The organism is Streptomyces sp. NPDC002790, assembly GCF_040295505.1.
Classification (GTDB): Bacteria; Actinomycetota; Actinomycetes; order Streptomycetales; family Streptomycetaceae; genus Streptomyces.
Genome location: NZ_JBEOVM010000034.1, coordinates 54,983 through 66,201, shown reverse-complemented (window position 1 = coordinate 66,201; position 11,219 = coordinate 54,983). Strand labels below are relative to the sequence as shown.

Genomic DNA, 11,219 nt, shown 5'->3' with positions numbered 1-11,219 from the left:
CCTCAATCGCCGGCGGGGCTTGAATGGGATCAATCGCCGCAGGGGCTTGAAACGCCTAGCGTCCCCGGCAAGATCATGCAAGAGGGGGTGTTCGGCCATTGAGGATGGTCCGGTTCGTATCCGGAAGGGGCGTCCGGTTACGCTCGTTGCATGCATGCCTGGCCCGCTTCTGAGGTCCCCGCCCTGCCCGGCAAGGGCCGCGACCTCCGGATCCACGACACCGCGACCGCTGGGCTCGTCACCCTTGCCCCCGGTCCCGTCGCCCGTATCTACGTTTGCGGCATCACGCCGTACGACGCCACCCACATGGGTCACGCGGCGACCTACAACGCGTTCGACCTCGTGCAGCGCGTGTGGCTCGACACCAAGCGGCAGGTTCACTACGTCCAGAACGTGACGGACGTCGACGATCCCCTGCTGGAGCGGGCCGTGCGTGACGGCATCGAGTGGGAGGGTCTCGCCGAGCGGGAGACCGCCCTCTTCCGCGAGGACATGACTGCCCTGCGGATGCTGCCGCCGCAGCACTACATAGGCGCCGTCGAGGCGATACCCGGCATCGTGCCGCTCGTCGAACGACTGCGTGACTCCGGTGCCGCCTACGAGCTCGAGGGCGACACCTACTTCTCCGTCGAGGCCGATCCGCACTTCGGGTCCGTCTCGAACCTCGACGCCGCCGCGATGCGGCTGCTCTCCGCCGAGCGCGGGGGCGACCCGGACCGTCCGGGCAAGAAGAACCCGCTCGACCCGATGCTGTGGATGGCCGCCCGGGAGGGCGAGCCGAGCTGGGACGGCGGTTCGCTGGGCCAGGGGCGGCCCGGCTGGCACATCGAGTGTGTCGCCATCGCCCTCGACCACCTCGGCATGGGCTTCGACGTCCAGGGCGGGGGATCGGATCTCGCCTTCCCGCACCACGAGATGGGTGCCTCACACGCGCAGGCGCTGACCGGCGAGTTCCCGATGGCCAAGGCGTACGTGCACGCCGGCATGGTCGGGCTCGACGGCGAGAAGATGTCGAAGTCCAAGGGCAACCTGGTGTTCGTGTCGACGCTTCGCCGCGACGACGTCGACCCCGCCGCCATCCGGCTCGCCCTGCACTCCCACCACTACCGCTCCGACTGGGAGTGGACGGACCAGGTGCTCGCCGACGCGGTGGCCCGCCTCGACCGCTGGCGCGCGGCCGTCTCCCGGCCCGACGGCCCGTCCGCCGAGGCGATGGTCGAGGAGATCCGCGAGGCGCTCGCCGACGACCTGGACGCGCCCGCCGCGCTGGCCGCCGTCGACCGTTGGGCCGAGGCCCAGGCGGCCGGGGGCGGCACGGACGAGGGCGCCCCCGGCGTCGTATCGCGTGCCGTGGACGCCCTGTTGGGCGTGGCGCTGTAGCGAGCCGAAGGACACATCAGGGCGCCTCCCCGTGTGGGGAGGCGCCCCTTTTTCGTGTGTGTCTCTCACCTTCCCGTCAGATGCGCTGGACGCGCACGCTGCGCAGGACGAGCGGCGAGCCCGTGTCCCAGATGCCGACGACCTGGTGGCCGAACGCGAAGGCCTCCTGGACCTCGTCGTGGGCCTGCGGGGTCGGGTTGTTGAGGACGCGGAACTGGTTGTTGATGCGCAGGAAGATCTGCCGTGGCTGGCCCGGGAGCGGCTGCACGATGTCGATGTAGCCGTTCGCCACGCCGGAGGCGAGCGCCTGCTGCTCGATCTGCCGCTGGGCCTGCTGGTACGCGGCTTGCTGGACCTGCTGCAGCTGCTGTTGCACCTGCTGCTCGATCTGCTGTGCCTGCTGGTCCTGCTGCTGTCCTTGCTGTTGCTGGCCGTACTGCTGTTGCCCGTAACTCTGCTGGCCCTGTTGCATCTGTTGGCCGAAGGGCTGCTGTTGCTGCTGCCCGCCGAGCTGCTGCAGCAGCTGCTGGTACGGCTGCTGCTGGCCGAGCTGTTGGAGCTGCTGCTGAAGCTGCTGGACGAGCTGCTCCTGGCCCTGACCACCCTGGCCCTGGCCGCTCATGCCCGGCTGCTGCTGACCGTACGACTGCTGGCCCATGCCGTGCTGCTGCTGGTAGGGCGAGGTGCTCGGGAACTGCTGACCCTGCTGGCCCATTTGGGGGGTGATGCTCATGCGGGTGCCACCTTCCATCAATGGTTGGTTGCGTTCCTCAGCCCGTGACGACCAGGCCGACGACCTCGTCGTCCGAGAACCACACACGTACGTCCGGCCGTCCCCCCGCGAAGGCGGTGTGCACCGCCTGCCGGGTCTCGGGGGACGGGTTGTTCAGATTGCGCCAGGAGCCCGCCACGAACAGCCGGAGCCGGGGCGGGAGTTCGGGCGGATACGGGATCAGCTCGTCCCAGTACCGCTCCGCCTGGCCCGAACCGACCGTCGAGGGCAGCAGGTTGGTGACCGCCCCCTTGATGTCGGGCCGGTTGCCGATCCGCTGGGAGGCGGGCCGGCCGGGGGCGTCCTGCTGCGGTGAGCCGGTCGCCCGGAGCACGTCGCGCGCCCGCTGCGAGGTCATCGGGCGCTGGCCGCCCGCCCTGAGCATGCCCTGGAGGGCGGTCAGCGCGCCGACGACCACCGGGGAGGCGGACGAGGTGCCGGAGAAGGTGTCCGTGTACCAGGCGATCTCCTCGGTGCCGCCCTGGAGGTCGCCGGGCCGGTCCCAGGAGCCGCCGGTGGTGGTGACCTCGCGGCCCCAGCCCTGGGCGTCCACGCGGGCACCGTAGTTGGAGAACGAGAGGCGCGAGCGGTCCGGGCCGTGGTCGCGGCCGTGGGTGCCGGGCGGCGGGGCGCCCGCGCCGACGAGGACCGCGTCCGATGAGCGGTTCGACGGGTTGAACGGGTTGTGCCACCACGCCGGGAAGTCGTCCGGCCGCCGCTCGTACACCGCGTCGTCGAGGGACTCGGCGCCGTTGCCCGCCGCGCCCACGACCACGATGCCCTTCGACGTCGCGTACTTGATGGCCGCGAAGTCGTCGGGCCACCACTCCAGGGCGATGTAGCCGCGCTGGTCGTCGCGCGGCTCGAAGTCGAACTGCGGTCCAGGCCGGTGCAGTTCGATCAGGATGACGTCGCCGGGGCTCAGCCGGTCGGCCGCCGCGTGGATCGCCGCAGCCGTGCCCACGCCCTGGAACGAGGCCGCGGCGGTCACCGCCTCCGGAACGATGCCGGTGATGCCGCGCTCATTGCGATCGCCGCCGATCACACCGAGGACCGCCGTGCCGTGATTGCGCCAGGCCACGTCCGAGATCGGTGTGCCGACCACGATGCCCGCGAGCTTCGCCGACAGGTCCTCGTGCCCCAACTGCCAGGCGCCCTCCACGTCGATGACGGTGACGCCCTCGCCGTTGCCGCCGAGCCGCCGCCACGCCCACTGCGCGTCGACTCCGGCGGGTGCGGGGCCCAAGTAGCCCTGGCGGCCCGTGTAGTCGGGCGTCGCGGCCGTCTTCTCCTTCAGCCGCCGCTCCTCGTCGAAGCTCTCGGGCGACGACGGCGACGACGGCGACGACGGCGACGACTGCGCCGCGGCCGCGGGCACCGCGCCCGGCTTCACGTACGCCGTGTCGATCTCCGGAAGCGCCGCGATCCGCGACCGCAGCTCCTGCGCCCGCTCGGCCCCGCCGCGCACCCGGTAGAACAGCGCCAGGTCCGGCACGTCGGCGCCGGGTGTCTCGCCGGCTCCCTGCACCCGCTCCTCGCCGCCGAACAGCGGTTCAAGAGCGAGCTGTTCGTCCCCGAGGAACATGTTCAGCGCCGATACGTCGGCGCCCGCGGCGGAGCGCACCCCGTCGGCCTGGACGCGCAGGCGGGCCTCGGGGCGCGCCACGACGATCAGTTCCTCTTCCGCTCCGCGATAGGTGAAACCGGATCCATCAGGTCCGGGCCCGGCCGCTCCCGGCCCCTGTGCCGGGCTTGCGTGCTGGTCGGTCATCGGTCCACAGCTCCCCTCGCCACATCTGGTCGTACGGGTCTGCTTGTGCCGTGTGTCTTCTTGAGGCTCGTCGGGGCTCACCCTGCTACGCCGACGCCCGCCCGTCCAGACCCCGCAGGACAACTGCGTTTGAAAACAAGTTGAATGGGGAACCCCGTGCAACTGCCATCAATTCGACCGGAATCAACTGTCACGCCCCAAACCGGCCAGAGTTGGGGTGCGGGCAGGGCGGCACGACGGAGGGCGGGGCGCTCGGCGCCCCGCCCTGAAGTCACTGCGTGCCGCGACTACTCGTCGCCGTCCTCGCCCTCCGGGCGCGGCGGCTTCGGCGGCCTGGTCCGGCCGCTCGGGTTGTCGCGCAGGTGCGAGGAGCCGTCGCCGCCGTCCGTCGCGTGGCCGCCGCCGGGCGGGGCGTTCGGGTCGCGGCGCTGCAAGTAGCGCTCGAACTCGCGGGCGATCGCCTCGCCGGAGGCCTCGGGGAGCTCCGCGGTGTCGCGGGCCTCCTCCAGGGACTGCACGTACTCGGCGACCTCGCTGTCCTCGGCGGCCAGCTGGTCCACGCCCAACTGCCAGGCCCGCGCGTCCTCGGCCAGCTCGCCCAGCGGGATGCGCAGGTCGATCAGGTCCTCGAGACGGTTGAGGAGGGCCAGCGTCGCCTTCGGGTTCGGCGGCTGCGACACGTAGTGCGGGACGGCCGCCCACAGCGAGACCGCGGGGACGCCGGCGTGCGTGCAGGCCTCCTGGAGGATGCCGACGATGCCTGTCGGACCCTCGTACTTGGTCTCCTCCAGGTTCATCCGCGAGGCCAGGTCCGCGTCCGACGTGACGCCGCTGACCGGCACCGGCCGGGTGTGCGGGGTGTCGCCGAGCAGCGCGCCGAGGACGACGACGAGTTCGACGCCCAGCTCGTGCGCGAAGCCGAGCAGCTCGTTGCAGAACGAGCGCCAGCGCATGGACGGCTCGATGCCCCGGACCAGGACCAGGTCGCGCGGCTTGTCCCCGCCGATACGGATCACCGAGAGCCGCGTCGTCGGCCATGTGATCTTTCGCACGCCGTCGTCGACGAACACGGTCGGCCGGTTGACCTGGAAGTCGTAGTAGTCCTCGGCGTCGAGCGCCGCGAACACCTGGCCCTTCCACTCCTTGTCGAGATGCGCGACCGCGGTGGAGGCGGCGTCGCCGGCATCGTTCCAGCCCTCGAACGCGGCCACCATGACCGGGTCGACCAGCTCGGGAACCCCCTCGAGCTCGATCACCCAGTGCCTCCTTCCGACGTGCCCTCGCGTACCTGCCCACCTTACGGCGTCGGCGGGGGCCCTCCGCAGCCCCCTTGTGGGCGCGGACTGCCCCCAACACTGCCCCACGCCGGAGTGGTCCACTCCACCGTGGGGCAGCCGTCAGGTGCGCGCGAGCCGCGCGGCGTCGGGTTCGTCGGCCGGTGCCTCGCGGACCGGCCTGACCAGCAGCCATGCCCCGCACACCAGGGTCAGCGCCTGGGCCCCGGCGAGGAGGCTGAATCCGGCACCGAAGCCGTGGCCGCCGCTGGCCGCGATGGCCACGCCCATGAGGGTGGGCATGAACGCCGACACCAGGTTGCCGACCCCGTTCACGACTCCGTAGGCGCTGCCGACGAAGTGCGTGGGCGCGCAGTGCTGGACGAGGGTGGGGATGGCCGGGCCCTGCAGGCCCCAGAAACCGCCGGCCAGAATCAGCCCGGTGGCTGCGGCCCCGCCGCTGCCCGCGCCCGCGACAAGCAGCACGCACACGGCGGTGCCGGTCGAGCCCACCACGAACGGCAGGGCGAGCAGCCGCCGCGGCAGCCGGTCGAGCAGCAGCCCGCCGAGGAACCCGGAGATCAGTGACATCACGAACGGCAGGGCCGAGACGATCCCCATCGCGGCCAGGGAGAAGTGCCGCTCGTGCAGCAGATACGAGGGCAGCCAGGCGCTCGATCCCCACAGGTACGCGAGCGTGGCGATCTCGATGACCAGGATGGGCGCCAGGCGGGGCATGCGCAGGGCGCCCTTCAACGTGGCCCCGAAGCCCGGCCGCTCGGCGGCGCCGCGCACCCCACGCCCTCGTACGAACAGCAGGATCAGCGGGAGGCCGATCACCGCGTTCAGCGCCGCGAGGGCGAGGAACGAGGTGTGCCAGTCGAAGCGGTAGACGAGGTACGTGATCAGGGGCAGGCCCGCGGCCGTGCCAAGCGACACCCCCATGGAGCTGACCGCGTTGGGGCGGCCCGCCTCGTGCGGCGCGAAGTGCTCGCGCACGTACATCGTCTTGAGCGAGAACAGCGGGCCCTCGGCGGCGCCGAGCAGGGCGCGCAGAACGGTCAGCGTGAGCGCGCCGAGCGCGTACGGCGACAGCAGTGTCATCAGCGACCACAGGGCGACGCTGACGACGAGGCCGCGGCGCACCCCGAGCGACGTCTCGTAGAACGGGGTGAGGAAGAACGCCGCGATCCCGTACCCGACGAGGAACACCGTCGACAGGGCGCCCTGCGCCGTCGGGTCACCGGTGATGCCGAAGTGGTCGGTGAACGCCTTGTCCGTGATGAGGACGGAGACGTTGACGCGGTCCACGTAGCTGATCAGCACGATGACCAGCAGGCTCAGGACCCCCGCCCAGCGCGCTCTCGCACTCATGCGGTCGACTGCTTCCCGGCCGCCTGCTTCTCGGCCTCGCCGCGGTACATGCGGCGCAGGCGGACCACGCCGAGGTCGTGTTGGTAGAGGTTCTCCTGCTGGTCGGCGTCGGCCGGCATCGCCTCCAGCATTTCCCGGTCCTGCTCCAGGACCTGCCAGTGGCGCTCCTCGATCAGCGTCTTGTACAGGAACCGCCAGGTGTCCCGCTGCCAGCCCTGGACCTTGCGGTAGCGCCAGAAGAAGACGGCGGAGCGGTTCTCGTCGACCGGGCGGACCATGCCGACGATGCCGAACGGGCCGCCGGGGCCCGCCGACGGCGGGTAGGGGATGGACAGGTCGAACCAGTCCACGCCCGTGCGGCACAGCTCGATCCAGTCGAAGTTCACGCCCCGCTGGTCGGTCTTCTCGAAGAAGTAGCCGCGGTCGGTCTCGCGGATGCGGAACTTGGCGGTGGTGTCACCGTCGAACATGGTGTGTGAGTCGTGGTGCAGGAACTGGCCGTGCATCGGGTCGAGCAGGTTCTCGACGCCGTAACGCCACGGCGCGTCCCACTCGGCGTAGCACAGGATCGCGTCGATGTCGGGGTCGGTGAGCGGCTCGGGGAGCGTCAACTCGACCGGCTCCGGGTGCTGTTCGTCGCCGAAGTAGGCGAGGACGGCGCCGGAGACCTCGCGCACGGGCAGCGACGTGACGAGCTTCTTGCCCTCCAGGTTGCAGCCGGGCAGGCCCGGCACGGAGGAGACGGTGCCGTCGGTCTCGATCTCGACGCCGTGGTACCAGCAGGCCACCCGGTCACCCAGGTGTTTGCCGAGGGAGAGCGGGGCGCCACGGTGCGGACAGCGGTCGGCGAGCATGCTCAGGGTGCCGTCGGAGCGGCGGAACAGCAGCCACTGCTCGCCGAGGACGGTGACCTTGCGCATCGCGCCGGGCGCGACGAAGGAGGAGGGGACGACCGGGTGCCACTGGTTGCGCAGGCCGGTCGCGTAGATGTGGTCGGCGGTCAGAGCCATGGGGTACGTCACGCTCCCAGTCGGTGCATCTCGGCGCGGAAGGATTCCTCGGTCCACGGCGCCCCGTCGGGGGCGTGGACCTGACGGGCATTCAGCCCGGTCACTACGTCGGTGAGTTCGTGGCCGACCTTGGTGAAGACCTCTTCGAGCGTGGCCGCCAGCTTGTACTCGTACGGGCTCGGCTCGTGGTCGCGGGACTGGTGGGTCTCCAGGTACGGCCAGTCGTTGGTGTCGGTGGTGGTCATGGATGTCTCCTCAGAGGTCAAGTCAGAGGTCGAGTACGAGGCGGGAGCCGGCGGCGCAGCGCGAGACGCAGATCATCATCGAGGCGCTCGCGGCGTGCTCGGTCTCCGACAGGAGGAAGTCGCGGTGTTCGGGGGCGCCTTCGATGACACGGGTCTCGCAGGAGCCGCAGATGCCGTCGCGGCACGAGTTGGGCGCGTCGATGCCCGCGGCCTCGGCGGCCTCCAGGATCGATGTGTCGGCGCCGATGGTGAGGGTCTGTCCGGAGGCGCGGCATTCGACCTCGAACTCGCCTTCGTCCGCGACCCGTTCGACGACGGGGGCGGCAAAGCGCTCCAGGCGCAGTCGGTCGGCCGGGCAGCGCTCCTCGACCGCCGCGAGCAGCGGCTCGGGTCCGCAGGAGTAGACGAGTGCCCCTTCGGGCAGCCCGGCGAGCGTCGCGTCGAGGTCGATGTGCCCCTGCTCGTCCTGCGGTACGAGGGTCAGGTCGCCGCCGAGCGCGCCCAGTTCATCGGTGAACGCCATCGAGGCGCGCCCCCGGCCGCCGTACACCATGCGCCAGTCGGCGCCGCGCCGGGCGGCCTCCCGTGCCATCGCGAGGATCGGCGTGACACCGATGCCGCCGGCGATGAACACGTACGCGGGGGCGTCCTCCAGGGCGAAGTGGTTGCGTGGCTCGGAGGTGGTGACCTGCTGGCCGGGGCGCAGCTGGGTGTGCACGTACCGCGAACCGCCGCGCGAGGACGGCTCGTTGAGCACACCGATGCGGTACGTGCCGCAGTCGGACGGGTCGCCGCACAGGCTGTACTGGCGGACCTGCCCGCCGACGTGCACATCGAGGTGCGCGCCCGGCGCCCACGCGGGCAGCGGCTTGCCGTCCGGGTGGGTCAGCTCGACGGAGAGGACACCGTCGGCCTCCCAGGTCATCCGCCGGACCAGCAGGTCGAGTCGACGCTCTTCGGTCATGGTGGCCTCCTTACGTGCCGGGGATCTTCACGGGCGGGGTGAACGGGTTCTTCATCGGGCCGAGCGAGGCGAGGTCGACCTCGACGAGCGTCGGACCCTCGGACGCGACGGCCTGCTCGATCACCGGCCGGGCGTGCTCGGCGTCCGAGATCCGCAGGTACGGCAACCCGCAGGCACGGGCGAGGAGTTCGAAGTCCGGCGTGACGAGGTCGACGCCGGACCGGCGCTCGCTGTAGCGGTCCTGCATGTTGCGCAGCACGCCGTAACCGCCGTCGTTGAAGACCAGGACGGTCAGACGGGGGCGCTCCTGCGCGACGGTGAGCAGCTCGCCGAGGTGCACGGCGAGGCCGCCGTCGCCCGCGATGACGACGGTGGGCCGCCCGGGGTCGGCGAGGGCCGCGCCGATGCCCATGCCGAGGCCCTGCCCGATGCCGCCGCCGCGCGGGAACACATTGGAGCGCGGGTCGTACATCTCCAGGAGCCGGTTGCCCCAACTGCTGGACGGGATCGTGACGTCACGGGCGACGACCGCGTCGCGCGGCAGCACGGCGCGCAGCGCGTCGCAGATGGCGGCCTGCGGGCCGATGTTGTCGTGCAGCGTGGCCCGCACCTCGGCGCGTACGTCCGTGATCCGCCGCGTCCACGACGGCTCGGCGGCGCGGGCGTGGGGGAGCAGGGCGGCCAGGGCGTCGGCGGCGTCGGCGTGCAGGGGGTGTGCGGCCGGGTAGACGCGGCCGAGGGCGGCGGCGTCGACGTCGATCTGAATGTGCCGCTCGGCGTCCGGGAGTTGGAGGCCGTAGTCGGCGGTCTCGTTGGAGCGGAAGTGCGTGCCGATGGTCAGCAGTACGTCCGCGTCGGCGAGCAGCGCGCGCCCGGCGGGCGTGGTCGCGAAGTTGCCGATGACCTGCGGGTGGTCCTCGGGGACCGCGCCGCGCCCGGAGTTGGAGGTGAGCAGCCCGGCGCCGGTCGCCTCGACGAGCGCGGTGAGCTCGGCGCCTGCGCGGGTGGCGCCGCCGCCGGCCCAGATGAGGGGACGCTCGGCGGACGCCAACAGCATGGCGGCTTGCGCCAGTTGGTCTGCCAGAACCGGCGAGACGGTCGGCTCCACGGCCACGGGCGCGTCCGTCTGCGCCGCGTACTGCAGGTCGATCGGCCACTCCACGCTCGCGGGGCCGCCCGGCGACGCGAGCGCGGCACGTGCGGCGGACCGCAGCACGTCGCCCGCCTCGCCGGCCGAGCCCACCGTGGCCGCGAACGCCGAGACGGCGTCCAGCATGCCGAGCTGGTTCTTCGTCTCGTGGATGAACCCGCGTCCGCTGCCCAGGAATCCGGTCTCGACCTGGCCCGTGACGTGCAGCACGGACGTGCCGGAGGCGAGCGCCTCGATCAGCGAACCGGCCGCGTTGCCCGCGCCCGTGCCGGTCGAGGTGAGCGCGCAGCCGATGGTGCCGCGGGCCCGGCCGTAGGCGTCGGCGGCGCTGACCGCGCTCGCCTCGTGCCGCACGGGTACGAAGCGCAGCTCGCGGTCGACGGCCTCGACCAGCGGCAGGTTGTGCACGGACACGATGCCGAAGACCGTGTCGACGCCGAGTTCCTTCAGGACGGCGACGAGGAGGTCACCGCCATTGGTGTACTGCATGTGAACTCCTCAGAGAATGCCGCGGCCGACGCCGCCGCAGACGTCGACGGCGGTTCCGGTGATGTACGAGGCGCGCGGCGACAGCAGCGCGACGATCGCGTAGGCGACCTCTTCGGCGCGGCCGAGCCGGCCGAGCGAGACACCGCGGTCGGCGGCCAGCTCCGCCTGCCAGTCCTCGTAACTCAGGCCGGAGTCCGCAGCGGCGTGCCGCCGCGTCCACTGGCCGGTGTCGATGAGGCCGAGGCAGACCGAGTTGACCCGGACGCCGGCCGAAGCGAGCTCCTGGGAAAGGGACTTGGAGAGGTTGAGGATGCCCGCGCGGGCGGCGCTCGTCGTGATCAGCCGCGGCTCGGGCTGCTTGGCAAGCACTGCGTTGACGTTGACGACGGAGGCCGCGTCGGACGCCCGCAGATACTCCCGGGCCGCCTGAAGCGGGTTCAGCACGCCCGCGAACTTCAGCTCCAGCTCGTCGCGCCAGTCGTCCTCGGTCGTGTCGTCGAGGCTCTTCATGCGGGACTGGCCGGCGTTGTTGACCAGCCCGTCGAGACGCCCGTCGAAGGCCTTCGCGGACGCCGCCACGAAGCCGCGTACGGCATCGGCGTCACGCACGTCGCACGTGGCGGTGAAGAGGCGGTCGTGCGTGCCGATGCTCTTGAGGCGGTCGGCATCGCGTCCGCAGGTGGCGACGTTCGCGCCTTCGTCGAGGAGGGCGCGGACCGTGGCCAGGCCGACGCCCGAGCTGCCTCCGGTGACCACATAGGTCCGGTCGGCGAGGCCGAGATCCATAACT

10 protein-coding genes are annotated in these 11,219 nt (G+C 71.6%); 1 reads left to right on the top strand and 9 read right to left on the bottom strand.

Translation table 11 applies throughout. The features are described from left to right. Nucleotides 1–150: 150 nt before the first annotated feature. Nucleotides 151–1,380, top strand: coding sequence for a cysteine--1-D-myo-inosityl 2-amino-2-deoxy-alpha-D-glucopyranoside ligase (gene mshC, locus ABT004_RS17935; RefSeq protein WP_351337534.1), 1,230 nt, complete (start codon nt 151–153; stop codon nt 1,378–1,380). Between the two features lie 76 nt (nt 1,381–1,456). Here mshC and ABT004_RS17930 read toward each other — a convergent pair whose 3' ends face one another. The 9 genes from ABT004_RS17930 to ABT004_RS17890 form a co-directional block, all read right to left on the bottom strand. Next, entirely contained in the window at nt 1,457–2,113 is a 657-nt protein-coding gene (locus ABT004_RS17930; RefSeq protein ID WP_351337531.1) for a hypothetical protein, read from the bottom strand. 37 nt (nt 2,114–2,150) lie between these two features. Next, complete coding sequence (locus ABT004_RS17925) at nt 2,151–3,923, bottom strand: S8 family peptidase (RefSeq protein WP_351337528.1); 1,773 nt, start codon at nt 3,921–3,923, stop codon at nt 2,151–2,153. A gap of 287 nt (nt 3,924–4,210) precedes the next feature. Then, nucleotides 4,211–5,179 (bottom strand): PAC2 family protein, encoded by a 969-nt coding sequence (locus ABT004_RS17920; RefSeq protein WP_351337526.1) that lies wholly within the window; start codon nt 5,177–5,179, stop codon nt 4,211–4,213. Nucleotides 5,180–5,320: 141 nt separating this feature from the next. Continuing rightward, nucleotides 5,321–6,571 (bottom strand): MFS transporter, encoded by a 1,251-nt coding sequence (locus ABT004_RS17915; RefSeq protein WP_351337524.1) that lies wholly within the window; start codon nt 6,569–6,571, stop codon nt 5,321–5,323. Next, nucleotides 6,568–7,581 carry a Rieske 2Fe-2S domain-containing protein gene (locus ABT004_RS17910; protein ID WP_351337541.1) on the bottom strand — a complete coding sequence of 338 codons (1,014 nt, stop codon included), beginning with the start codon at nt 7,579–7,581 and terminating at the stop codon, nt 6,568–6,570. The genes ABT004_RS17915 and ABT004_RS17910 overlap by 4 nt, the downstream gene beginning before the upstream one ends. A gap of 8 nt (nt 7,582–7,589) precedes the next feature. Continuing rightward, on the bottom strand, nt 7,590–7,826 hold the full coding sequence (locus ABT004_RS17905) for a recombinase-like helix-turn-helix domain-containing protein (protein ID WP_351337522.1): 237 nt from the start codon (nt 7,824–7,826) through the stop codon (nt 7,590–7,592). Nucleotides 7,827–7,848: 22 nt separating this feature from the next. Beyond that, entirely contained in the window at nt 7,849–8,790 is a 942-nt protein-coding gene (locus tag ABT004_RS17900) for a PDR/VanB family oxidoreductase (RefSeq protein WP_351337520.1), read from the bottom strand. Nucleotides 8,791–8,800: 10 nt separating this feature from the next. Continuing rightward, a complete protein-coding gene (locus tag ABT004_RS17895) occupies nt 8,801–10,429 on the bottom strand; it encodes a thiamine pyrophosphate-binding protein (protein ID WP_351337517.1) in 1,629 nt (542 codons plus the stop codon). Nucleotides 10,430–10,438: 9 nt separating this feature from the next. Then, nucleotides 10,439–11,215 (bottom strand): SDR family oxidoreductase, encoded by a 777-nt coding sequence (locus ABT004_RS17890; protein WP_351337514.1) that lies wholly within the window; start codon nt 11,213–11,215, stop codon nt 10,439–10,441. Nucleotides 11,216–11,219 lie beyond the last annotated feature (4 nt).

What these genes read in the sequence shown, in the direction of transcription:
- ABT004_RS17890 (WP_351337514.1), bottom strand. Translation starts at nt 11,215, where the DNA reads ATGGATCTCGGCCTCGCCGACCGGACCTATGTGGTCACCGGAGGCAGC.
- ABT004_RS17900 (WP_351337520.1), bottom strand. Translation starts at nt 8,790, where the DNA reads ATGACCGAAGAGCGTCGACTCGACCTGCTGGTCCGGCGGATGACCTGG.
- ABT004_RS17905 (WP_351337522.1), bottom strand. Translation starts at nt 7,826, where the DNA reads ATGACCACCACCGACACCAACGACTGGCCGTACCTGGAGACCCACCAG.
- ABT004_RS17910 (WP_351337541.1), bottom strand. Translation starts at nt 7,581, where the DNA reads ATGGCTCTGACCGCCGACCACATCTACGCGACCGGCCTGCGCAACCAG.
- ABT004_RS17930 (WP_351337531.1), bottom strand. Translation starts at nt 2,113, where the DNA reads ATGAGCATCACCCCCCAAATGGGCCAGCAGGGTCAGCAGTTCCCGAGC.
- ABT004_RS17915 (WP_351337524.1), bottom strand. Translation starts at nt 6,571, where the DNA reads ATGAGTGCGAGAGCGCGCTGGGCGGGGGTCCTGAGCCTGCTGGTCATC.
- ABT004_RS17925 (WP_351337528.1), bottom strand. Translation starts at nt 3,923, where the DNA reads ATGACCGACCAGCACGCAAGCCCGGCACAGGGGCCGGGAGCGGCCGGG.
- ABT004_RS17895 (WP_351337517.1), bottom strand. Translation starts at nt 10,429, where the DNA reads ATGCAGTACACCAATGGCGGTGACCTCCTCGTCGCCGTCCTGAAGGAA.
- mshC (WP_351337534.1), top strand. Translation starts at nt 151, where the DNA reads ATGCATGCCTGGCCCGCTTCTGAGGTCCCCGCCCTGCCCGGCAAGGGC.